The 21036-nt window shown below is 64.7% G+C and carries 24 protein-coding genes; 13 read left to right on the forward strand and 11 right to left on the reverse strand.

Annotated elements, in window-relative coordinates:
* Nucleotides 1-44: 44 nt before the first annotated feature.
* Nucleotides 45-641 carry a hypothetical protein gene (locus JQ635_RS38080; protein ID WP_211414896.1) on the reverse strand — a complete coding sequence of 199 codons (597 nt, stop codon included), beginning with the start codon at nt 639-641 and terminating at the stop codon, nt 45-47.
* 139 nt (nt 642-780) lie between these two features.
* Nucleotides 781-1185 carry a DUF4260 domain-containing protein gene (locus tag JQ635_RS38085; protein WP_211406444.1) on the reverse strand — a complete coding sequence of 135 codons (405 nt, stop codon included), beginning with the start codon at nt 1183-1185 and terminating at the stop codon, nt 781-783.
* Between the two features lie 139 nt (nt 1186-1324).
* On the opposite strand from JQ635_RS38085, the gene JQ635_RS38090 reads away from it, so the two are divergent.
* Nucleotides 1325-2857, forward strand: coding sequence for an acyl-CoA carboxylase subunit beta (locus tag JQ635_RS38090; RefSeq protein WP_080137214.1), 1533 nt, complete (start codon nt 1325-1327; stop codon nt 2855-2857).
* A 111-nt stretch (nt 2858-2968) separates the two neighbouring features.
* Nucleotides 2969-3316 carry a hypothetical protein gene (locus tag JQ635_RS38095; RefSeq protein ID WP_211414897.1) on the forward strand — a complete coding sequence of 116 codons (348 nt, stop codon included), beginning with the start codon at nt 2969-2971 and terminating at the stop codon, nt 3314-3316.
* Between the two features lie 21 nt (nt 3317-3337).
* On the opposite strand, the gene JQ635_RS38100 is transcribed toward JQ635_RS38095, so the two are convergent.
* Nucleotides 3338-3490, reverse strand: coding sequence for a hypothetical protein (locus JQ635_RS38100; RefSeq protein WP_211414898.1), 153 nt, complete (start codon nt 3488-3490; stop codon nt 3338-3340).
* A 71-nt stretch (nt 3491-3561) separates the two neighbouring features.
* Nucleotides 3562-4215: a glutathione S-transferase family protein gene (locus tag JQ635_RS38105; RefSeq protein WP_211414899.1), complete on the reverse strand. Its 654-nt coding sequence runs from the start codon at nt 4213-4215 to the stop codon at nt 3562-3564.
* A gap of 389 nt (nt 4216-4604) precedes the next feature.
* On the opposite strand from JQ635_RS38105, the gene JQ635_RS38110 reads away from it, so the two are divergent.
* The 3 genes from JQ635_RS38110 to JQ635_RS38120 all read left to right on the forward strand — a co-directional run bounded on the left by JQ635_RS38110 (nt 4605) and on the right by JQ635_RS38120 (nt 6206).
* Nucleotides 4605-5090 (forward strand): adenosine-specific kinase, encoded by a 486-nt coding sequence (locus JQ635_RS38110; protein WP_211414900.1) that lies wholly within the window; start codon nt 4605-4607, stop codon nt 5088-5090.
* A gap of 90 nt (nt 5091-5180) precedes the next feature.
* Nucleotides 5181-5369, forward strand: a complete 189-nt coding sequence (locus JQ635_RS38115) for a hypothetical protein (protein WP_211414901.1) — start codon at nt 5181-5183, stop codon at nt 5367-5369.
* 108 nt (nt 5370-5477) lie between these two features.
* The gene (locus JQ635_RS38120; protein WP_246584038.1) at nt 5478-6206 is read left to right on the forward strand and encodes a protein-L-isoaspartate(D-aspartate) O-methyltransferase; all 729 of its coding nucleotides are present in this window, start codon (nt 5478-5480) and stop codon (nt 6204-6206) included.
* 140 nt (nt 6207-6346) lie between these two features.
* Here JQ635_RS38120 and JQ635_RS38125 read toward each other — a convergent pair whose 3' ends face one another.
* Nucleotides 6347-8305, reverse strand: a complete 1959-nt coding sequence (locus JQ635_RS38125) for an alpha/beta hydrolase domain-containing protein (RefSeq protein WP_211414902.1) — start codon at nt 8303-8305, stop codon at nt 6347-6349.
* 106 nt (nt 8306-8411) lie between these two features.
* Between JQ635_RS38125 and JQ635_RS38130 the strand changes: the two genes are divergently transcribed.
* Nucleotides 8412-8738, forward strand: a complete 327-nt coding sequence (locus JQ635_RS38130) for a hypothetical protein (protein WP_211414903.1) — start codon at nt 8412-8414, stop codon at nt 8736-8738.
* Between the two features lie 218 nt (nt 8739-8956).
* Nucleotides 8957-9244, forward strand: a complete 288-nt coding sequence (locus JQ635_RS38135; RefSeq protein ID WP_211414904.1) for a twin-arginine translocation signal domain-containing protein — start codon at nt 8957-8959, stop codon at nt 9242-9244.
* A gap of 161 nt (nt 9245-9405) precedes the next feature.
* Here JQ635_RS38135 and JQ635_RS38140 read toward each other — a convergent pair whose 3' ends face one another.
* The 4 genes from JQ635_RS38140 to JQ635_RS38155 all read right to left on the reverse strand — a co-directional run bounded on the left by JQ635_RS38140 (nt 9406) and on the right by JQ635_RS38155 (nt 12777).
* On the reverse strand, nt 9406-9648 hold the full coding sequence (locus JQ635_RS38140; protein WP_211414905.1) for a GCG_CRPN prefix-to-repeats domain-containing protein: 243 nt from the start codon (nt 9646-9648) through the stop codon (nt 9406-9408).
* Nucleotides 9649-9839: 191 nt separating this feature from the next.
* On the reverse strand, nt 9840-10850 hold the full coding sequence (locus JQ635_RS38145; RefSeq protein ID WP_211414906.1) for an alpha/beta fold hydrolase: 1011 nt from the start codon (nt 10848-10850) through the stop codon (nt 9840-9842).
* 246 nt (nt 10851-11096) lie between these two features.
* Nucleotides 11097-11978, reverse strand: coding sequence for a caspase family protein (locus JQ635_RS38150; protein ID WP_211414907.1), 882 nt, complete (start codon nt 11976-11978; stop codon nt 11097-11099).
* A gap of 100 nt (nt 11979-12078) precedes the next feature.
* On the reverse strand, nt 12079-12777 hold the full coding sequence (locus tag JQ635_RS38155) for an ArsR family transcriptional regulator (RefSeq protein WP_211414908.1): 699 nt from the start codon (nt 12775-12777) through the stop codon (nt 12079-12081).
* Nucleotides 12778-12924: 147 nt separating this feature from the next.
* Between JQ635_RS38155 and JQ635_RS38160 the strand changes: the two genes are divergently transcribed.
* The 3 genes from JQ635_RS38160 to JQ635_RS38170 all read left to right on the forward strand — a co-directional run bounded on the left by JQ635_RS38160 (nt 12925) and on the right by JQ635_RS38170 (nt 14541).
* On the forward strand, nt 12925-13233 hold the full coding sequence (locus tag JQ635_RS38160) for an NIPSNAP family protein (protein WP_211414909.1): 309 nt from the start codon (nt 12925-12927) through the stop codon (nt 13231-13233).
* A gap of 96 nt (nt 13234-13329) precedes the next feature.
* A complete protein-coding gene (locus tag JQ635_RS38165; RefSeq protein WP_036011104.1) occupies nt 13330-13680 on the forward strand; it encodes an antibiotic biosynthesis monooxygenase family protein in 351 nt (116 codons plus the stop codon).
* A 51-nt stretch (nt 13681-13731) separates the two neighbouring features.
* Nucleotides 13732-14541, forward strand: coding sequence for an isocitrate lyase/PEP mutase family protein (locus JQ635_RS38170; RefSeq protein WP_211414910.1), 810 nt, complete (start codon nt 13732-13734; stop codon nt 14539-14541).
* Between the two features lie 53 nt (nt 14542-14594).
* On the opposite strand, the gene JQ635_RS38175 is transcribed toward JQ635_RS38170, so the two are convergent.
* Nucleotides 14595-14990, reverse strand: a complete 396-nt coding sequence (locus tag JQ635_RS38175; protein ID WP_211414911.1) for a hypothetical protein — start codon at nt 14988-14990, stop codon at nt 14595-14597.
* 165 nt (nt 14991-15155) lie between these two features.
* Between JQ635_RS38175 and JQ635_RS38180 the strand changes: the two genes are divergently transcribed.
* Complete coding sequence (locus JQ635_RS38180; protein ID WP_211414912.1) at nt 15156-15800, forward strand: trimeric intracellular cation channel family protein; 645 nt, start codon at nt 15156-15158, stop codon at nt 15798-15800.
* Between the two features lie 27 nt (nt 15801-15827).
* Here the strand turns inward: JQ635_RS38180 and JQ635_RS38185 are convergent, their stop codons facing one another.
* Nucleotides 15828-17066 carry a cytochrome c gene (locus JQ635_RS38185; protein WP_211414913.1) on the reverse strand — a complete coding sequence of 413 codons (1239 nt, stop codon included), beginning with the start codon at nt 17064-17066 and terminating at the stop codon, nt 15828-15830.
* A gap of 281 nt (nt 17067-17347) precedes the next feature.
* On the opposite strand from JQ635_RS38185, the gene JQ635_RS38190 reads away from it, so the two are divergent.
* Nucleotides 17348-20839: an indolepyruvate ferredoxin oxidoreductase family protein gene (locus JQ635_RS38190; protein ID WP_211414914.1), complete on the forward strand. Its 3492-nt coding sequence runs from the start codon at nt 17348-17350 to the stop codon at nt 20837-20839.
* Nucleotides 20840-20853: 14 nt separating this feature from the next.
* The coding region (locus JQ635_RS38195; protein ID WP_211414915.1) for a hypothetical protein at nt 20854-21036 on the forward strand (183 nt) is incomplete at its 3' end.

Below are 21036 nucleotides of genomic sequence, written 5' to 3' on the forward strand. Positions count from 1 at the left end.
TAGACCAACGGACCTGCGCGCTGTCAATTTGACGCGCGGCGGCCTCAGCCCTTGTCAGCCGTCTTCTTCGCCGCCAGCGCCTGGTCGATGGCGAAGCCGCCGATCTCGCTCATCGCCTGCGAGATCACGTCGCCGCGTCGCGCAAAGCCGCTGGAGAGATAGTCGAACTGCGTCCGCGCCAGCCGCAGCACCTCGATCGGCACGGAGACCACGGTCTCGTTGAAACTGTCCACGGAGGCGCGCAGGCTGTCGAGCTCACCGGTGAGTTTGACGATATGGCTTTCCGCGTGCTGCATCAGGCCGAGCAGCTTGTTGCGCTCGGCATCGAAGGCGGCGCGCTCGGCGGCGGCCGCTGCAGTGATTTCCGCAAGCTGCGCGCGCAGCGCCTCGATCTGGCCGACCATGGCATCGGAGGCGAGCTCGGCGGCCTCGCGCAGCTCGCTGTTGCGCGTGCTCTCTTCCTGCCCCTGGTGATAAAGTCGTTCGGCCGACATCGCCCGCCGGCCCAGCGACTCGATCATGCTGGCGGCGCGCAGCAGCATCTCGCCGTTGCGCCCCGACACCATGCTGGCCATGCGCCGCAGGAAGTCGATGGTTTCGGACGATGGGTTCGGCGGCAGTGGGACGACCGTCGCGGACATGAGTGAGCAGCCAACGTGATGGACCGCCGCCGTACCGACTGGGCTCACGCAACATTCGGCGCCTGATCGCAGGGCCTTGAAGCAAGCCTGAATCGGCTCGCCCGGTCAACGGGCCGGGCTGCCAATTTTGCGGGCCGGGTCAGGCGTCCTTCTGCCGCCCGATCCGCCCCAGGTGGGTGAAGCCGAACCCGGCGGAATATTTCAGGCCGTAGCCGAGCGCCCGGTCGATGCCGATATGGGCGAGCCAGATCAAGGCGATGGACAGGGTGAGGGGCGAGGCGAGGCCGAAGCCGAGCGTCAGCAGTGCCACCGGCGCCATGTAGCTGTGGGCGGCGTTGTAGACCATCGCGCCGAACCTGGCGTCGGACAGGTATGCCAGGAAGCTCAGGTCGGGAACGAAGAACAGCAGGGCAAACACCAGCCACGACCCGTCCCAGGCCCAGTAGAGCATCACCATGCCCACAAACAGGGTCAGGCCCTCCAGCCGCAGCAGGATGTTGACGCCGCCTGTCGCAGCCCCCGTCTCGGCCGTTCCTTCCGTCATGCTCGCCTCCCGGACAAAACTTTGTAATTCCTTGCGCTTTCCCGCTACGGCAAGGCAGCCCTGCGACGGCGAAAGCGGCTTTCCGGCCCGCAAAATGCCGTGTTAGAACCCCGCATCACTTAAGAACTGGCGGGAGCAAATGAAACATATCCTGGACGCCCTTGAAGATCGTCGTGCCGGCGCAAAGCTCGGCGGCGGGGAGAAGCGCATCGAGGCGCAGCACGCCCGCGGCAAGCTGACCGCGCGCGAGCGCATCGAGCTCTTGCTCGACAAGGGATCGTTCGAGGAGTTCGACATGTTCGTCGAGCACCGCTCCACCGAGTTCGGCATGGAGAAGAGCAAGGTCCCCGGCGACGGCGTCGTCACGGGGTGGGGCACTGTCAACGGCCGCAAGACTTTTGTCTTTGCCAAAGACTTCACGGTGTTCGGCGGCTCGCTCTCGGAAACGCACGCGCTGAAAATTACAAAACTCCAGGACATGGCGATGAAGGCGCGGGCGCCCATCATCGGCCTCTATGACGCGGGCGGCGCCCGCATCCAGGAGGGCGTCGCTGCGCTCGCCGGCTATTCCTACGTGTTCCGCCGCAACGTGCTGGCGTCGGGCGTGATCCCGCAGATCTCCGTCATCATGGGCCCCTGCGCCGGCGGCGACGTCTATTCACCTGCGATGACCGACTTCATCTTCATGGTGAAGAACACCAGCTACATGTTCGTCACCGGCCCGGACGTCGTGAAGACCGTGACCAACGAGGTCGTCACGGCGGAAGAGCTCGGCGGCGCCTCGGTGCACGCCACGCGCTCCTCGATCGCCGACGGCGCCTTCGAGAACGACGTCGAGACTCTTCTGCAGATGCGGCGCCTGATCGACTTCCTGCCGTCCAACAACACCGACGGCGTGCCGGAATGGCCGAGCTTCGATTCGATCGAGCGCCTCGACGATTCCCTCGACACGCTGATCCCCGACAATCCGAACAAGCCCTACGACATGAAGGAGCTGATCCTGAAGGTCGTGGACGAGGGCGACTTCTTCGAGATCGCGGAAGCCTTCGCCAAGAACATCGTCACCGGCTTTGGCCGCATCGCGGGCCGCACCGTCGGCTTCGTCGCCAACCAGCCGATGGTGCTGGCCGGCGTGCTCGACAGCGATGCTTCGCGGAAAGCCGCGCGCTTCGTCCGCTTCTGCGATGCCTTCAACATCCCGATCGTCACCTTCGTCGACGTGCCGGGATTCCTGCCGGGCACCGCCCAGGAATATGGCGGCCTGATCAAGCACGGCGCAAAATTGCTGTTCGCCTATTCGCAGTGCACCGTGCCGCTCGTCACCGTCATCACCCGCAAGGCCTATGGCGGCGCCTTCGACGTCATGGCCTCCAAGGAGATCGGCGCCGACATGAACTACGCCTGGCCGACCGCCCAGATCGCGGTGATGGGTGCCAAGGGCGCGGTCGAGATCATCTTCCGCTCCGACATCGGCGACCCCGACAAGATCGCCGCCCGCACCAAGGAATACGAAGATCGCTTCCTGTCGCCGTTCATCGCCGCCGAGCGCGGCTACATCGACGACGTCATCATGCCCCACTCGACCCGCAAGCGCATCGCCCGCGCGCTGGCGATGCTCAAGGACAAGAAGACGGAAATGCCGGCGAAGAAGCACGACAATTTGCCGTTGTGAGGGAGCGTAGCCCGGATGAGCGCCGCGACATCCGGGTTCTTCGTCCAGGTCCCGCATGTCGCTACGCTCATGCGGGCTACAGGTTCCTTCTGATTTGGCATCCTCAATCCAATGATTGAAGACGACCCGACCGACGAAATCTCCGACATCGAAGATCGGATCGAGCGGCTCGCCGAGATCGCCGAGCGCTGCCGGAAGTACATCCTGGCGTCCAAGATCGCCATCGGCGGCGGGGCGGCGCTGCTGTTGGTTACGATCCTCGGCCTGTTTGGCTTCGGTCAGACCGCAGCCCTCGGGTCGATCGCACTGGTGCTTGGTGGGATTGTCTCGCTCGGTTCGAACGTCAGCACGTTGCGGCAGACGGACGATGCCATCAGCGCTGCGGAGGCGCGCCGTTCGGCGTTGATCGGCAGCATCGACCTCCGGGTCGTCGCTGATGCGCCCTTGAAATTGGTGTGACGCATCCAGCGCCACCACGCCTCACGCGGCGGTCTTGAGCGTCAGTTCCGACAATTCGGTGCGGCATTCGGCGGCGAAGGCTTGAAGCCGCTCGGCCGTCTGCCGATCGAGGATGGCTTTCGCCAGCCGCTCGGCGCGGGCGACCTGTTGCTTGAGATATTCGATGCGGGTCATGTGCCAACTTTCGAATTGCTTCGCTCCGTAGCGACTGTATTCCGGGCTCCGGATTGATTGTGTGAGGCGCATCACGCTCCGCGTTTCGCATCCGCCGCGGCGAAATGCGCCATCTGGTCCTCGCGGGCCTTGATGAAAGCCGGGCGGGCGATGGCGCGCGCGAGATAGGCGCGGCAGGACGGATGATCGGCCAGCCCGTCGAAACGATCGACGGGGCGCAGCACGTCCGCCATCAGGATGTCGGCGACTGAGAAGGCGCCCGCCAGCCATTCGCGGCCGGCCAACACCGGCTCGAGGTGCTTGAGGCGGATTTTGAGGAAACCGTCGACGAACTTCGCGGCCGGTGAACCGTCGTCACTGCCGGTGAATTTGAACATGGACCATGGCAGGCTTGCCATCTCCACCGAATTGAGCGCCGCGAACACCCATTTCGTCGCCTCGCTGCGACCGCGCGGATCTGGCGGCATCAGCTTCGCGCTGAGCTCGCCGAGATGAAGCAGGATCGCGCCGCTCTCGAAGATCGAGAGCTCGCCGTCGGTCAGCCACGGCACCTGGCCGAACGGCTGGTGCGCGAGATGCGTAGGCCCGCGGTCGCCGAACGGTACGCTCGCGACGCGATAGGGCAGGCGGGCCTCCTCGAGCGCCCAGCGGACGCGAAGGTCGCGCACGAGACCGCGCGGCATCTCGGGAACCCAGTCGAAGGTGGTGAGGGTGAGGTCGGGCATGCGGCGTCTCCGTGCTGTCTTTGGACATAGGACGGATGAGGGGCAGGCGTTCCGACAGCGAGAGACGAATTTTCATGGACACCGAAAAGGCGTGACCTCGTAGGATGGCTTTCGCTTCGCTCACCGAGAGCGCCATCGGTGCTGCGGAAGCGCTTCGGTCTCAACTGATCGGCAGGATCGACCTTCGGATGGTCAGCGATGCGCCCATGAAACTGATGTGACGCGGGCGCACGCGTAAGGACGAGCGCGCCGCGAGGGGCTTGGCTGCCGTAGCTCGACGGGCAAAGGTGTCGATGCGCCGCGGCGCGAAATCAGCCGCCGCTGGCCGCTTGCAATCGCCTCCCGGTGGCCTACCATGTGTTGCGTGTCTACCTTGAAGGAGCGCAGCCATGGAACTCACCGTGGTGCCCATCGTCAAGCCTGACGCCGCCAACTTCATCTTCGGCCAGTCGCATTTCATCAAGACCGTGGAGGACCTCCACGAGGCGCTGGTAGGGGCTGTCCCCGGCATCCGCTTCGGGCTGGCCTTTTGTGAGGCCTCTGGCAAGCGGCTGGTGCGCTGGTCGGGGAATGACGAAGCCGCCATCACGCTTGCACGCGACAACGCATTGGCCGTCGGCGCCGGCCACACCTTCCTGATCTTCCTGGGCGACGGATTCTTTCCGGTCAATGTACTGGCTCAGGTGCGCGCCGTGCCGGAGGTCTGCCGCATCTACTGCGCGACGGCCAACCCGACTGAGGTGATTGTCGCGCAAACAGAGCAGGGGCGCGGCGTGCTCGGCGTGGTGGATGGCGCCTCGCCCTTGGGCATCGAAGCCGACGCCGACATCGCGTGGCGGAAGGACCTGCTGCGACAGATCGGCTACAAGTTGTAGCAGCCGGATGACATCGGAAACGACCGGTCTGCATCGACAATGCCGTCGAACCGCCGGCGCTCTCAAGCTCCATACCTGGGGAGCAATGACATGAAGCAACACACCCCCGAGAAAGATTCCAACAGCTCGATCGACCCGAGTCCCTTTGTGATCATGGGCTACACATGGCCGCCCCGAGATCCCAATGACGACGAAGACGATGAGGATGATGATGAGGATGAAGAGGACGAAGACGAAGACGACGAACCGGCGGTCGTACGCGAGCCGGACGAAGACTAAACTAGCCTCGAGCCGGCAATCGGCCTTGTTGCGGAGGATGTAGCGCTGGCAACGAGGTATCCGCGCTCGGCCGCGGCACTCCTTGTCAGGGTTGGAGAGCGCGCGATCATGAAGGCCTTGCTGCTCGTGATTGCCATGATTGTCGTCACGCGGGAAGCGAACGCACAGGACGCGCAATGCGTCCGCGAGCGCGCCGCCATGGTCGAAACCATCCGGACCTACGCCCGGTCCGCCGCCGGTGTTCTGGGACAGCAAGGCCTGTCGGAGAGGGTCCTTGAGGCCATGGCGCAAACGCTGCGCCATCTGTTCATCCCCGAGCGATCCTGCTCTGTCGCGTACGCGGATCGACCGATACCGATCGGCCTCGGCCAGACCATATCGCAGCCCTACGTCGTCGCCTTGATGACCCAGTTGGCCGAGGTCGCGCCCGATCACGTTGTGCTCGAAGTCGGTACAGGTTCGGGCTACCAGGCCGCCATTCTTGCGCGCCTGGCGCAAAAGGTCTGTACCATCGAGATCATCCCGCAACTGGCCGAGACCGCCGCGAAAACACTCAGAGACCTCGCATATGACAATGTGAGCGTCAGGCTCGGTGACGGCTACGATGGCTGGCCCGAATGCGGTCCTTTTGATGCCATCGTCGTGACTGCGGCGCTCGGGCAACCACCGCCGCCGCTGATCGAGCAGCTGAAGGTGGGGGGCCGGCTCGTCATGCCGGTGGGACCAGCTTATACGACCCAGCAGCTCACGGTCGTCGAAAAAGTCGCCCCCGGCAAGACGACGACTCGCGCCGTTGCCCTCGTGCGCTTTGTCCCGTTCACGCGCTCACAAAATTAGTCCGTAGGGTGGGCAAAGGCGCGTTTGCGCCGTGCCAACGATCTTTTGCTAGGGACAGAGGTGGTGGGCACGCTTCCGCCTTCGCTCTTCGAGCTACGGCGGACAAGCCGCTTTGCCCACCCTACGGCAGCGTGGCTCCCTCACTGCCCAAGCTTGGCCAGTTTACCTTGCTTCGCGGCTTCAACCGCGCGGTCCGCATCCTCGGGTAACAGCAGCCGCTCCGCCACCTGCCGCGCGGCCTCGCGCTTTACCGCCGCCACATACGTCCCGTCGTCCGCATATCGCTCAGCGATCGACAGCCGGGGATCATGCACTTCCTTGCGCGCGGCCTCGGTCGGCGCGAATGGCACGACCGCGCCTTGCAGCGGATAGAGCGCCGTTGGACCAAACCCTGGCGCGCGGGGATTCCAGGCGGTGTAGGTCGCGCGCGGCACCGCCAATGCGAGCTGGCGGATGCCTGATATGGCCATGCCGTCGGTGTCTGCCTTCGGCACGAACAAGGGATAGCGGCCGATCTCCTTGGGGGGCAGCACGCTCTGGTCGGAGAAGGCGGCGAGCGTGTGGATGCCGGCATAGGGCAGGCCGGGGATGTCGGTCGGCACGGCGCCCTGCGCTGGCACAAGCGTGCCGTGGGCGCGCATGGGGACGCGGCTTGCGGGCGGTTTGATGCCGTCGCTGATCCAGGCGTTGAGATCGGTGAGGAGCGCGCGCATCGGCATGCCCGCATGCATCGGGTTCTGCGGCAGCGACATCGCGGCTAAGCCCTTGCGCATGACCTTCGCGGCTTCGGCGAAATGCGGCGTGCCTGATATCATGTAGGCGCGGACGTTGTCGGGGAGGTCGAGATGGTTGCCGGCGAGATCGGTGACCAGCAGCGAGGCGTGCGAGGCCCACCATTCGTGCTCGCTGTCGGTTTGCATCACCTTCGGACATGTGGCCGAGAGCGAACAGCGCCGCAACAGGCCGTCGGTCTTGCCGGAATAGGGATCACTCAATGTCGCGTAGGTGAACGGGAACAGATCGGCCTGCCACGCCGGATCCTGCGGATGGCGTGGATTGCGGCCGGGCTGGCCGAAGCGGACATTGGTCGCCATCCGCCGCGTGCCCGCGACATGCGGCATCAAGCCGTCGAACACGGTGCGGCCCTGGAGATCCTCGTTGAAGCCGAGATAAAGGAAGTCGCGCAGGAAGCGGCCGGATTGCGAGACGCCGAAGCCGATGGCGCGGGTCACCGATGGATGCAGGCCATTGAGCAGCGGGTTCGCTTGCGTCTCGTCGTGGCGGAGGAAGCTGACGACATCGCGCACGGCGGCAAAGCCCATGCCGAGCGGCACCGGGTCGCGCGCGGAGTAGGTGATCTCGTAAAGCGCGCCGGCGTCGAAGCCGTCGGGGCGGGTGATCTCGACGGTGGTGGGATCGACCAGCTTTGCCGTAAGGCCTGATGGCATCTGCCGCGGATCGGCCCAGGCCGCGCGTACGGTAACATTGAGGTTGGCGGCGTCCGCGGCTGGCCATGTCAGCGTCGTGCGCGCGGGATTGGTCGTGTTGTCGAAGATCACCTCTTCGCGCGCGGGGCCGGTAACGGCTTTGATCACCGGTGCGGTCATCGCCAGCTGCCCCGGCTTGGACGGGATGTCGCCCTGCCAGCCGACCCAGACCATCGTAAAACCCTGGCGGTGCAGGAAGCCGATGCCGGCGTCCTCGGTCTTCTCCGCAATGTTGGCGCCGGGCTGGGCGGAATCGTCGAACAGCTGCGGCGCCAGCTTGCGGCCGCGATTGGGCACTTCCAGCAGCAGCGTGCCGTTGCCGTGCGTGGGATCGCTAGGTCTGAGGATCACGACGTCGGCACTGGCTTCGACCTTGCCGTCGGCGCCACGCGGTGCGAGCGCAAGGTCCGTTATGACGGCGTTGCGTTCGTCGGACGGGTTGAGCGCGAAGGTCGCGCGCGCGGTGATGCGCTCATAAGTGCCAACAGGGCCAAAACTGCGCCCGGCGAAGGCGGGCACGCGTTCCAGAATGTCGAAGCGGACGATTTCGGCCGGCGAGGCCGCGGGCCACAGGCAGGTGATCGCGATGAGAGCCGAGATGATCCTGCGCATGGCTGTCCTTCCCTTGATTGGCGCGACGGCAAGTTCCGCCGCGCGGGCTTTTTGTTGCGGCGACTATAACCAGCTATCCTGAGGCCAAACAACAGGAGGAAATCCGATGCCAGCAGCCTTCTTCGTCGTCCGTGCCATCGTCACCGATGCCGACAAGCGCGCCGCCTTCGACAGATGGTACGAGACCGAGCATGTGCCCGATGCGGTGAAGGCGTTCGGCGTGAGCAAAGCCTGGCGGTTCTGGAGCCTCGACGATCCCTCGCTGCACCAGGCGATGTATCAGTTCGATGACGAGGCCAAGCTCGATGCGATGCTGAAGGGCGATGCGCTGAAAAGGCTCGTCGCCGATTTCAACCGCGACTGGCCCGACGTGAAGCGCTCGCGCGAGACGCTGGTGCTGGCCCAGGAGTTTGCGAAGTCGCCGCGATCGTAGCGATTGTAGCCCGGATGAGCCAACGGGTCGGCGCAAAGCGCCGCCCGATGACAAGCTCCGCGACATCCGGGGCAGACGTTCCCGCATGTCGCTTCGCTCATGCGGGCTACGAAGCTATCCACTTCGCAACGAATCTGAATGCGCGATTCAGCTTGGGTTCATGTCTTTACAGCGACACTTCCTCTGCATCACTTGCTCGATAGCCCAGAGGACATGTCATGGAGCGCCGGAACTTTCTGAAACTTGCATTGGGGATGACGGCGGGCGCCGCCGCCTTCGCCGCGACCGCCCAGGCAGCGCCCCTGTCACCGCAGCCGGTCGGCGGTCCGTCGCGCATGCCGGAAGGCAATCCCGATGCTCATCCCGCCGTCACCACCAGCGAGGAAGCCGCGCAGCTGAAGCCCGAACAGATTCACTGGCACGGCCGTGGCCATCATTGGGGCTGGCGCCACCGTCACTGGGGCTGGCGCCGCCGGCGCTGGCATCGCCATCACCATCACTGGTAAGCGTTCGGCCGTCGAGGCCTGGCGGGGATCGCGGTTCGCGGTCCCCGTCTCGATTCAGGGCCTCGGCGAAACTCCACGGATGACCCGTTTGGAGGTTTTCAAAAAGAAAACGGCCGCGCAGACTTTCGCCGCGCGGCCGTTTCGCAACTCGAAGGATCAGATCAGAACGGGCGGCAGCGCCCGGCGTACCAGCGGAAGCCGTAGGGGCACACGCGCGGACGCACGACGACGACAGGCGCGGGAGCCGGCGCCACAACGACGACCGGCGGACGTCCGGCCATCGGACGGCAGCCGCCATAGGGGCCGCGATACCAGCCGGGGCCGCAGCCCTGCATGGCGCTGGCCGCTTCGCTGAAACCGACGACCGCGCTCGCGAGCATGGCGGCGGCGAAGAAATATTTCATCTGATCTTCCTTCTCGTCCTTGGGGCAGATTGTTGGGGCAGGGCGCTTGCGGCGCACAATGAATCAAAAGACACGATTCGACACGTTAAACTTGCAACATGCCGACACGTCGCGATCCAAGCCTGCCAATCATGACCTGAATGCGGCGTGAACGTGCTCCGCATCCTGCCTCAGGCGACACTCACCTGTCGCTAGCGGCCGAGAAAGCCCAGCACCAGCTCGCGATACTTCTCCGGCGCCTCCAAGAAGACGAGATGGCCGGTGTCGGGGATCACCTCAGCCCGCGCGTTCGGCATCTTCGCGGCGAACTGCTTCGCAAGCTCTGCGTTCTGCCCCATTTTTGCGCGCAGCGCCTCCGGCGCGAGCGGCCGGCCCGGCGCGTTGTGGTCGTCGGCGCCCATGATGAACAGCGTCGGCAGCGCGATCAGCGGGATCTCGTGCGCGACCGGCTCGCGATAGATCATCTGGCCGGAAGAGACGAAGGCGCGCAGCCAGCGCGGATAGTCGGGGCTGCCCTTGATGTTGAAGCGGGCATCGATGAACGGGGTGATCGCGTCCGGCGGCAGCTTGATCGCGTAATTGGTCTGCAGCTGCTTGCGATAACCCTCGGCGGTGAGCTTGTCCTCGGTCTCGATCATCTTCTCGGTCGGCGTCGGCGGCACGTAGAGGCGATAGTCCTCGAGCCCGATCGGCGCAGTGAGTACGAGATGGGCGACGCGGTCCGGATAGGCGCGCGCGATGCGCACGCCCAGCATGCCGCCGAGCGAATGGGCGACGATTTCGGCCTTGTCGATCTTGAGATGATCGAGCAGCGCAATGGTGTTGCGCGCCAGGTTGTCGAAATGCAGCTCGCCCGCCGGCTTGGAGGATTTGCCGAAGCCGATCTGGTCCGGCACCACGACGCGATAACCCGCCTCGCTCAGCATCTTGATGACAGGCGCCCAATAGCTCGCCGGAAAATTGCGCCCGTGCAGCAGCACGACGGTGCGGCCATTCGGCTGCGCGGGTGCTACGTCCATATAGGCCATGCTGAGCTGCTCGCCGTCATTGACGACTGGCAACAGGTGCACGGGATAGGGATAGGCAAAGCCTTCCAGCGCGATGCCGTAGGGCTCGTGCGGGGCGGTATCGGCGGCGTGGGTGGAGGTGAGAGGAGAGGCGAGGAAAGCGGCCGCGAGCGTAGCGGAAAGGAAACGGTTCATTCGGGGTCTCGTCATTGGAGGCGTCGTTCCGGGCCGCGCGGAGCGCGAACCCGGAACCTCGAGATTCCGGGTTCGATGCCTCGCATCGCCCGGAATGACGGAGCCCATAAACGCGTGGATGGCCGGGTCAAGCCCGGCCACGACGACCGTCGTTGTTCACACGCGATTGTGTGCTGTCACGCATCTCTGTAACGGCTCGCTTCCGTTCACCGGCGCGCGTTGACCGGGGCGATCCCAGGACGCCCGCTATTTCGTCGTCCTGGCTTTCTTGGCCTTCTTGGCTTGTTTCTTCTTGGGAGGCTTGGGTCCGGCCGCCGGCCCCGGTGCGGAGTTGCCGCCGAGGAACGGCAGGCCGATCAACTGATCCGGCCCATGCAATTGCGGCACTTGCGGGTAGTGATTGTCCTTGAGCCGCGACACGACGCGCGGAATGACCTTGGCCAGTGACTGCTTGAAAAAGATCTCCGACTTGAGCGTCTCCAGCAGGAAATAGGTGAGAGCCCCGTTGGGACGATTGGCGAAGGTGGCGTCCGCGGATTCCTGATCGGAACGGCATCCCGACACGAAGGCGCAATTGTCGTGAACTGCCGACCTCAAGGTCTTGAGGGCCAGCTTCTTCTTGTCGGCGGTCTCGACGCGCCAGGCCATATCGGCCGGCGGCACCAGGAATTTCACCGCGAAGGGACGCAGACCCCTCGACAGATCGCCTGAATTGCAAGAGTCCGAAACGAAAACGAAGTCCACGCCCTTGGGGATCGTCGCGAAGGCTTTCTGAAGGTCGCTTGCCAGGATCGCGCGCTCGCGCGACCAGTCGAAATCGACCGGGCAAATCGAGTCCTGCTTGTCGATCACCTGTCCTTGCGAGTTTCGCCGCGAGAAGATCGTGCCGTGCCCGCTGTAGTGCAGCAGCACGCGGTCTCCCTCGCTGAGACCGGTCAGCAGCCAGCCCAACCGCTCGTAGATTCCGTCCGTCGTTGCGCGTGCATCGACCAGCAGTCGAATGTCGTCTTCCGCGAAATTGCAGGACGTTACGAGAAAATTCGCCATGTCCTTGATGTCGTTGACGCAGCCCCGCAGCGGCTGCCCCGGATAGTCGTTGATACCGATCAGCAATGCACGATTTGCCATATCTTCCTCCTTGAAATGGGAGGAAGGCTAGCAAAGGCAATGTCGTTATGCAACTCAAGGGTAACAGCGCGGACTATATCACGCTTTGCGGGCGTGCGTCCTATCGGTTGCCGTTGCCGAACAGCGCGGCAAACTGCTTCTCGCCGGTGCGGGTGAAGTTCACGACGCGGCTGCCGGGCGTGGGATCGCGCGCGGCCCATTTCAGCTCGGCAAAGCGCTGCATCATGGCGGCCCCTAACGTGCCGGCGAGGTGGTGACGCCGTTCGCTCCAGTCGAGGCAGGCCTTGCAGACCGGGCGACGCGGATGGGCCAGCATGTCGGGAGAGATCTGCAGGTGCTTGGCGAGGAAGCGCTCGCCCTCGGCCGTCAGCTCGATCTCCTGCTTCTTCTGCTTCACGAGATGCCGCTCGCGCAAGGAGTCGAGCATCTGCACGCCGAGATCGCCGGCGAGATGGTCGTAGCAGATCCGCGCGCGCCGCAGCGCCGGATCCTTCGGGCCCGTGCGCACGCGCATGTGGCCGGTGCGCGCGGCGAGACCTGCGAGCCCTTCGAGCACGCCGGCGACGTCGTCGTCGGTGAGGCGGTAGTAGCGGTGGCGGCCCTGCTTCTCCGGCTCGATCAGTCCGCCGGCCTCGAGCTTGGCCAGATGCGAGCTCGCGGTTTGCGGCGTGATGCCGGCCTCCTGCGCCAGCTCGCTCGCGGTGAGCGCGCGGCCGTTCATCAGCGCCGTGAGCATATTGGCGCGGGCGGGGTCGCCGACCAGCGAGGCGACCATGGCGATGTCGGGGCCTGATTTCATGCTTCGATGGTAGCCGAAGCATTGTGGTCGGGCAAGCGCGTAGCGTGTGGCTGCGAACACGTCATTGCGAGCGAAGCGAAGCAATCCAGAAGCTTCAGCGGCGACGATGTTGCTTTGCCCGCTGCGACGACCAATCAGGAGCCCATCATGTCCGTCACCGTCTTCATCCGCTACCAGCTCGATCCCTTCAAGCGCGCGCAGTTCGAGGAATATTCAAAACGCTGGCTCACCATCATCCCGAAATGCGGCGGCGACCTGATCGGCTATTTCATGCCGCATGAGGGCACCAACAACATCGCGTTTGCGCTGATCACCTTCGAGAGCCTCGCCGCCTATGAGGCCTATCGCGACCGGCTGCGGCAGGACGCGGAGGGCATGGCGAACTTCCACTTCGCCGAGGAGCACAAATTCATCCTCGCCGAAGAGCGCACCTTCCTGCGCAAGGTGGTATTGTAGGTCACGCCAGCATGATCCGGACCCGAAGGGCCGCGTTAGCGCAAAATGCAACGCGGTTTTCCGAAACAGATCATACTCACATAAGAGGAGACGCCCATGATCGCCGTGATCTTCGAGGTCTGGCCCAAGCCGGAACACCGCCAGACCTATTTCGACCTCGCAGCCGATCTGAAGCCTCTCCTGCAAACTATCGACGGCTTCATCTCGGTCGAGCGTTTCGAGAGCCTGACCGAGAAGGGCAAGATCCTGTCGGTGTCGTTCTGGCGGGATGAGGCGGCCGTGCAGGCCTGGCGCAACACCATGGAGCACCGCCGCACCCAGGCGAGGGGCAGGGCACAGATCTTTGCCGATTATCACCTGCGCATCGCCAGCGTCATCCGCGACTACGGCATGAACGATCGCGACGAGGCGCCGAAGGACAGCCGTGCGGTGCACGACGCGCACTAGCGCGTCCGAGCCAGCGTGCCTATCTCTGCGCGGTCAACAAGGGAGAGAAACATGCACGTGACGACCGCGGACAAGCGCGCGACGTTCAAGAAGATGCACGAGAGTGGCTGCTTCATCCTGCCCAATCCGGTCGACGTCGGCAGCGCCAAGGCGTTGCAGCATCTCGGTTTCAAGGCGATCGCGTCATCGAGCGCGGGCTTTGCCTGGACCGTCGGCAAGGCCGACAATCACGTCACCGTCGAGGACGTCTGTCAGCATCTGGCAGCATTGAGCTCGGCCGTCGACATCCCCGTGAACGCTGATTTCGAGGGCGGCTTCGCCGTCGAGCCGGACAAGGTCGCCGACAATGTCGAGCGCTGTGTGCGGACCGGCGTCGCCGGCCTGTCGATCGAGGATTCCACCGGCGACAAGGATAAGCCGCTCTACGACCGCGCAGTGGCGGTCGAGCGCATCAAGGCCTCGCGCAAGGCGATCGGCGACAGCGGCACGCTGCTGGTCGGCCGCTGCGAGGCGTATCTCTGGGGCGTGACCGATCTCACGCTCGTCATCGACCGGCTCACCGCCTACGCCGACGCCGGTGCCGACTGCCTCTACGCGCCGGGCCTGAAAACGCGCGAGGACATTGCCGCGGTGGTGAAGGCTGTCGCACCGAAGCCGTTCAATCTTTTGATCGGCGGCTCCGGCCTGTCGCTCAAGGAAGCCGAAGATCTCGGCGTGCGCCGCATCAGCGTCGGCGGCTCGCTCGCTCGCGCCGCCTGGGGCGGCTTCATGCGCGCCGCGAAGGAGATGGCGGAGAAGGGAACGTTCACCGAGCTCGGCAGCGGCTATCCGGGCGGCGAGCTCAACAAGATGTTTGGCTAGAGCCAAACGAAAAGCGGCGGGATGTCGAGTCCCGCCGCTCTACCTTGTGACTGTTACTTCGCGCCCTCAGACGGAGCGGCCGGATCCGGGGCCGGCTTGCTTGGCGCAGCACCCGTGGTCATACCCGGCTCGGTGTTGCTGCGCGGCGGCGTCACGTCACGCATGCCGGGAGGGGCGGCCGGTTTGGCCGGCGCCGACTGCTGAGCAGTCCGCGACGTCGGCTCGTTGCTCGCCTGGTTGCCCGTGGTGCTGTTGTTCAGGCCGTAGAACACGGCGCCGAGCACCAGGGCGACGGCCACGGCAAACAGCGCGATCCTGCCGCTGGAGGCAGGGCCTTCGCCAAGCTCGGGATCGGCCTGAAGGTCGCCATCCCGGCGTGCCGCGCGAAGATACTCATCGTCGGCGAGGTTCGGGCGATACGGATCGTTGGGAAAACGGTCGTCAGCCATCGATTGGTCTCCTCGGTTATTGCGCCGGGACAACCCTCAGCTGCGAGATTCTGTTCCGCCCCCTTTATGCTTTCGTCGCGTGTTGCCTCAAGCCCGGGAATCGGGAACCTGTTCCGTCGGGAGCCCCGTGCATGAGTTCCATTGTGCGAGGGAGGGAACAGGGCGATGTGGAGCCTGCCACCGACCGATACCGTGCTGCATTTCCTGACGCTGGTTGCATTGGCCGCGCAGGGCATGACGGCTGCGCTCGCTGCCGGACGCCGCAGCATGGATTGGCTGGGCGTCTGCTTCCTCGGCTGCATCACTGCGCTCGGCGGCGGCACGCTACGCGATCTCTTCCTCGGACATTATCCGCTGGCCTGGGTGCAGAACCCCATCTATCTCGCGCTCGCCGGCGGCGCCGCCTTCGTCACCATCCTGATTGCGCGTCTCGTGCACCGGCTGAAGGTCGCCTTCATCGTGCTCGATGCCATCGGCCTCGTCGTCTTCACCATGACCGGCTGCGACGTTGCCTGGCAGATGGACGCGACGCTGCCGATCGTGATCGTCTCCGGCATGGTGACGGGCTGCGCCGGCGGCGTGCTCCGCGATGTGCTCTGCAACGACGTGCCGCTGCTGTTCCGCTCCGAGCTCTACGCCAGCGTCTCGGTGGTGACGGGCCTGTTCTACGCCACCGCCTTCGGCCTCAACCTCAACGCCGAGCTATGGACCATTTTGACCTTCATCCTCGGCATCAGCTTCCGCCTGCTCGCGGTGCGCTACAAATGGGAGATGCCGAAATTCGTGTTCACGGGTGAGGAGGAGAGGTAGAGGTGACGAGAAGGAGGCAGCGTTGAGCTACGGTTCCTCCTTCCTTGCCTTCGCCACCTGCGACGGCGTCACCACTGGGGCGGCGTTGCCCCAGGAATTGCGGATGTAGTTCGTCACCGCCGCGATCTCGCTGTTGGACAATGTCTTGGCATAGGGCGGCATCTCGCCGGTGTTCGGTGCGCGCGGCGTCGTCACGGTGTAGGCGCCGTCGAGGATGAGGCGCAGGGTCGAGGATGGATTGACCGATTGCAGCAGCGCATTGCCGGGCAGCGGCGGATAGATTCGCGGCGCTCCCGTGCCGTCGGCTTCGTGGCAGGCGATGCAGAGCTTTGCGTAGACCGCCTGGCCGGCCTTCATCTCGGCATCGTCGGGCGGCGTCACGATCGTCTCGCGCCGCGCCGGCGGCAGGCTTTTCAGATACAGCGCGATTGCGCGGACATCGGCCTCGCTCATCTTCGCCGTGGATTTGACGATCACCTCGGCCATCGGGCCGCCGGCATGGCTGTTTGCGTTGCGCCCGCTTTGCAGATACTCCGCGATGTCCCCCTCGCTCCAGGATTTCAGCCCGGTGCGCGCGGCGCCATCGAGCCTTGGCGCGTACCAGCCTCCGACCTCGTTGCCCGACAGCGCCTGGGCCTGCTTGTCCGCGCCAAAATAGTTCTTGGGCGTGTGGCAGGCGCCGCAATGGCTGAGCCCGGTGACGAGATAGCCGCCTCTGTTCCACGCCGCACTCTGGTTCTGGTCCGGCTCGAACAGGCCGGGCTTGAAATACATGGCATTCCAGATCCGCATCAGGCGGCGGTAGCCGAACGGCCAGCGCAGCTCCGGCGGCTTGTTGCGGCTCGTCACCGGTGCAAGCGTGCCGAGATAGGCCCGGATCGCCAGCGTGTCGTCCTTGGTCATCTTCGTGAAGTAGGGGTAGGGGAAGGCCGGGTAATAATTCGATCCGTCCGGCGCGATGCCGTAGCGCAGAGCGCGGGTGAAATCGGCATCCGCCCAGGCGCCGATCCCGGTGTCGCGGTCGGGCGTCAGGTTCGGCGCATAGATCGCGCCGAAGGGCGTGTCGATGCGCTTTCCGCCCGCGAACGGCTTTGCCGGATCGGCGGTGTGGCAGCCCGCGCAGTCGCCGGCCTCGACCAGCGTCTTGCCATAGGCGATCAGCTCCGGCGACGGTTCGGCGGCACCGGCCGCGCTTGTGACCGTACCTGCAACCGCACTGCACAACGCCAAACCCGCAAGAGCCAATCCAGTCAGAATCGTCCGCATCGAAAGCCTCTCCTGCGACCAATCGACCTTACCCGCGTGAAGGGAGCGTCAATTCATTTCGCGACGGCGGGGGTATGGTGACACAAATTGAAAATGCCCGATGCCTTTGCAGCCACGAAATTGCGATTTTTACCCGGCGCTCCCTTTGGTCCAGATTTCTGATGCGCCGCGTCAAATATCCGACATAGAGTGGCAGAGGTAGTCGGCGCGCCCTAGCTAAAAACGACGGGCAGGCAACGGCTTAAGCAGCCAAACGCTCAAAAGGGCGGATGAGGACAAGAATGGGCATCAACCAGGGTCCGATCAGTCTCGATCAAAAATACACCCAGCAGACCGGACACGTCTTCACCACGGGCATCCAGGCCCTGGTCCGCCTGCCGATGGCCCAGATCCGACGGGATCGCGCCAACGGCCTCAACACCGCGGGCTTCATTTCCGGCTATCGCGGCTCGCCGCTCGGCGGCTATGACCAGCAACTCTTCGCCGCCCGCAAGCATCTTGAGCAGTACAACATCAAGTTCCAGCCCGGCGTGAACGAGGACCTCGCGGCAACCGCGGTCTGGGGCTCGCAGCAGCTCAACCTCTCGCCCGGCGCGAAGTATGACGGCGTGGTCGGCATCTGGTATGGCAAGGGCCCCGGCGTCGATCGCTGCGGCGACGTGTTCCGCCACGGCAATGCCGCCGGCTCGGCCAAGAACGGCGGCGTGCTCTGTCTTGCCGGCGACGACCACGGCGCAAAATCCTCGACCGTCCCGCATCAGTCCGACCATGCCTTCATCTCGGCGCTGATGCCGTATCTCTATCCCTCGAGCATCCATGAGATGATCGAGATGGGCCTGCTCGGCATCGCGATGTCGCGCTATTCCGGCTGCTGGGTCGGCATGAAGGTGATCACGGAGACGGTGGAGACCACCGCCGAGATCGACCTCACCGACGAGATGAAGCCCTTCATCATCCCCTCCGATTTCGAGCTGCCGCCCGGCGGCCTCAATCTGCGCTGGCCCGACGACCGCTTCGAGCAGGACCGCCGCCTGCAGGACTACAAGGGCTTTGCCGCGATCGCCTTTGCGCGCGCCAACAAGGTCAACCGCGTCACCATGGATTCGCCGAATGCGCGCTTCGGCATCATGGCCTCCGGCAAGAGCTATGAGGACGTGCGGCAGGCGCTGCGCGAGCTCGGGATTACGGAGGAGGTCGCCGCCAAGATCGGCCTTCGTCTCTACAAGATCGGCATGCCCTGGCCGCTGGAGCCGGAAGGCGTGCGCCAGTTCGCGATCGGGCTCGAGGAGATCTTCATCGTCGAGGAACGCCGCGAGATCGTCGAGAACCAGGTCAAGCAGGAGCTGTTCAACTGGCGCGACGACGTCCGCCCGCGCATCGTCGGCAAGATGGACGAGCATGACAAGCGCTTCCTCACCTTCGCCGCCGAGCTCAGCGTCGCCTCGCTTGCGACCTCGCTCACCGAGCGACTTCTCCGACTTAATCTCAACCCCGAGATCGCGGAGATGCTCCGCGTCAAGGCCGACTGGTTCAATGGCCGTCAGGCGACCCAGATGCAGGCGGTCGCACCCGTCTCCCGCACCCCTTATTTCTGCTCCGGCTGTCCCCACAACACCTCGACCAAGGTCCCCGAGGGAAGTCGCGCGCTCGCCGGGATCGGCTGCCATTTCATGGCGCTGTGGATGGACCGCTCGACCGAGACCTTCACGCATATGGGCGGCGAGGGTGTGCCGTGGGTCGGCATCGCGCCCTTCACCAACGAGAACCACATCTTCGCCAATCTCGGCGACGGTACGTATTTCCACTCGGGAATTCTCGCCATCCGCCAGGCGGTCGCCTCCGAGGCGAACATCACCTACAAAATTCTCTACAATGACGCCGTCGCGATGACCGGCGGTCAGCGCCATGACGGCGATCTCTCGCCGCAGAAGATCATGGCCCAGCTTCATGCCGAGGGCATCAGCGAGATTTATCTCGTCTCGGAAAATCCGGACGCCTATCCGGCTGACACCATCGCGCCCGGCGTGAAGAAATATCACCGCGACGAGCTGCAGAACGTCATGAAGATGTGCCGCGAGTACAAGGGCACGTCGGCCATCGTGTTCGTGCAGACCTGCGCCGCCGAGAAACGCCGCCGCCGCAAGCGCGGCCTGATGGAGGATCCGGCGCGCCGCGTCATGATCAACCCGGCGGTCTGCGAAGGCTGCGGCGATTGCTCGGTGCAGTCGAACTGCATCTCGGTCGAGCCGCTGGAGACCGAGTTCGGCCGCAAGCGCGCCATCAACCAGTCGTCCTGCAACAAGGACTATTCCTGCCTCAAAGGCTTCTGTCCGTCCTTCGTCACCATCGACGGCGGCGCGCCGCGCCACCGCGCGCCGGCCGAGCTCGTTGAGATCGGCGAGCTGCCCGAGCCGGCCTCGCGCCCGACGCTCGAGAAGCCCTATAACATCGCGGTTGGTGGCGTCGGCGGCACCGGCGTGCTGACCATCGGCGCGCTGCTCGGCATGGCCGCGCACATCGAGGGCAAGGCCTCGATGATCCTGGACATGTCGGGCCTGGCACAAAAGGGCGGGGCGGTGCTCAGCCATGTCCGCCTGTCGGATCATCCGGCCGAGGTGACCTGCTCGCGCATCGTCACCGGCACGGCCGATCTCGTGCTCGCCGCCGACGAGGTGGTCGCGGTTGCCAAGGACACCATCTCGCTCTGCGACTCCAGCCGCACCCGCGGCGTCATCAACAGCCACGTCATCCCTACCGCCGATTTCATCCTCAACCGCGACTTCAACTTCCAGACCCGCAAGCTCAATGCGGTGCTGGAGACGGCGCTGCACAAGGACTCGGTGTTCTTCGACTTCACCAGGCCGGCCGAGCAGCTGCTCGGCGACAGCATCGCCACCAACATGATGATGATGGGCTATGCCTATCAGAAGGGGCTGTTCCCGCTGTCGGCTGAAGCGATCGAGCAGGCCATCGAGGTCAATGGCGTCTCGATCAAGATGAACAAGGAAGCCTTCCGCCTCGGCCGCCTCGCGGTCGCCGATCCCCAGCGCCTTGCCGACATGCTGAAGGGGACGGACGAGGTGGTTGCGCCGAAGACGCTGGATGCCATGACGCTCGATGAGGTCATCGAGCACCGCGCCAAGCATCTGGCCGCCTATCAGAACACCCGTCTCGCCAAGCGCTATCGCAAGCTGGTCGACCAGGTGGGCGATGCCGCCAAGCAGGGCGGTTATGGCGACGCGCTGCCGCGTGCGGTTGCGGTGAACTACGCCAAGCTCCTCGCCTACAAGGATGAATACGAAGTCGCGCGCCTCTTCACCGACGGCGCCTTCGAGCAGCAGCTCCGCGACCAGTTCGAGGGTGACTTCAAGTTCAGCTTCAATCTGGCTCCGCCGATTTTGGCGAGCGGTGTCGACGCCCTGGGGCGCCCGAAGAAGCGCGCCTTCGGCCCGTGGATGCTGAAGGTCTTCCGCGTGCTGGCGAAACTCAAGTTCCTGCGCGGCAGCCCGCTCGACATCTTCGGCCGCAGCGCCGACCGCAAGCTCGAGCGCGACCTGATCGCAGGCTACGAGAAGGACGTCGCCACCGTGCTCGGCCTGCTGTCGCCGGCCACGATCGACACCGCGGTGGAGCTGCTCTCACTGCCCGACCGCATCCGCGGCTACGGCCCGGTGAAGGAGAAGGCGGTGGTGGACGCAAAAGCCCGCTACGCCCAGCTCGCCGCGGACCTGGCGAACCCGCCGCCGGCACCAAGGCAGATCGCGGCGGAGTAGGGCGGGCTTGTAGGGTGGGCAAAGCGAAGCGTGCCCACGTCTTCGGGATTGATCTCGACGAGATGGTGGGCACGGCGCGTTGCGCCTTTGCCCACCCTACGGCACCACCTCTTGCGCTGCCCGTCGAGGCTGGGCAAGAATTGGTGGTTTGGTTGCTCAGGCTGGAACGAACCGGCCGATTGCGAGGCGCGGCCGGA

The sequence above is a fragment of the Bradyrhizobium iriomotense genome (assembly GCF_018130765.1).
GTDB lineage: Bacteria > Pseudomonadota > Alphaproteobacteria > Rhizobiales > Xanthobacteraceae > Bradyrhizobium > Bradyrhizobium iriomotense_A.

Coding starts and splice junctions, on each gene's coding strand:
- JQ635_RS38100 (WP_211414898.1), bottom strand. CDS start 3,490: ATGACCCGCATCGAATATCTCAAGCAACAGGTCGCCCGCGCCGAGCGG.
- JQ635_RS38170 (WP_211414910.1), top strand. CDS start 13,732: ATGCACGTGACGACCGCGGACAAGCGCGCGACGTTCAAGAAGATGCAC.
- JQ635_RS38095 (WP_211414897.1), top strand. CDS start 2,969: ATGATTGAAGACGACCCGACCGACGAAATCTCCGACATCGAAGATCGG.
- JQ635_RS38115 (WP_211414901.1), top strand. CDS start 5,181: ATGAAGCAACACACCCCCGAGAAAGATTCCAACAGCTCGATCGACCCG.
- JQ635_RS38105 (WP_211414899.1), bottom strand. CDS start 4,215: ATGCCCGACCTCACCCTCACCACCTTCGACTGGGTTCCCGAGATGCCG.
- JQ635_RS38160 (WP_211414909.1), top strand. CDS start 12,925: ATGTCCGTCACCGTCTTCATCCGCTACCAGCTCGATCCCTTCAAGCGC.
- JQ635_RS38185 (WP_211414913.1), bottom strand. CDS start 17,066: ATGCGGACGATTCTGACTGGATTGGCTCTTGCGGGTTTGGCGTTGTGC.
- JQ635_RS38125 (WP_211414902.1), bottom strand. CDS start 8,305: ATGCGCAGGATCATCTCGGCTCTCATCGCGATCACCTGCCTGTGGCCC.
- JQ635_RS38085 (WP_211406444.1), bottom strand. CDS start 1,185: ATGACGGAAGGAACGGCCGAGACGGGGGCTGCGACAGGCGGCGTCAAC.
- JQ635_RS38080 (WP_211414896.1), bottom strand. CDS start 641: ATGTCCGCGACGGTCGTCCCACTGCCGCCGAACCCATCGTCCGAAACC.
- JQ635_RS38130 (WP_211414903.1), top strand. CDS start 8,412: ATGCCAGCAGCCTTCTTCGTCGTCCGTGCCATCGTCACCGATGCCGAC.
- JQ635_RS38165 (WP_036011104.1), top strand. CDS start 13,330: ATGATCGCCGTGATCTTCGAGGTCTGGCCCAAGCCGGAACACCGCCAG.
- JQ635_RS38155 (WP_211414908.1), bottom strand. CDS start 12,777: ATGAAATCAGGCCCCGACATCGCCATGGTCGCCTCGCTGGTCGGCGAC.
- JQ635_RS38150 (WP_211414907.1), bottom strand. CDS start 11,978: ATGGCAAATCGTGCATTGCTGATCGGTATCAACGACTATCCGGGGCAG.
- JQ635_RS38135 (WP_211414904.1), top strand. CDS start 8,957: ATGGAGCGCCGGAACTTTCTGAAACTTGCATTGGGGATGACGGCGGGC.
- JQ635_RS38120 (WP_246584038.1), top strand. CDS start 5,478: ATGAAGGCCTTGCTGCTCGTGATTGCCATGATTGTCGTCACGCGGGAA.
- JQ635_RS38175 (WP_211414911.1), bottom strand. CDS start 14,990: ATGGCTGACGACCGTTTTCCCAACGATCCGTATCGCCCGAACCTCGCC.
- JQ635_RS38090 (WP_080137214.1), top strand. CDS start 1,325: ATGAAACATATCCTGGACGCCCTTGAAGATCGTCGTGCCGGCGCAAAG.
- JQ635_RS38140 (WP_211414905.1), bottom strand. CDS start 9,648: ATGAAATATTTCTTCGCCGCCGCCATGCTCGCGAGCGCGGTCGTCGGT.
- JQ635_RS38180 (WP_211414912.1), top strand. CDS start 15,156: ATGTGGAGCCTGCCACCGACCGATACCGTGCTGCATTTCCTGACGCTG.
- JQ635_RS38190 (WP_211414914.1), top strand. CDS start 17,348: ATGGGCATCAACCAGGGTCCGATCAGTCTCGATCAAAAATACACCCAG.
- JQ635_RS38145 (WP_211414906.1), bottom strand. CDS start 10,850: ATGAACCGTTTCCTTTCCGCTACGCTCGCGGCCGCTTTCCTCGCCTCT.
- JQ635_RS38110 (WP_211414900.1), top strand. CDS start 4,605: ATGGAACTCACCGTGGTGCCCATCGTCAAGCCTGACGCCGCCAACTTC.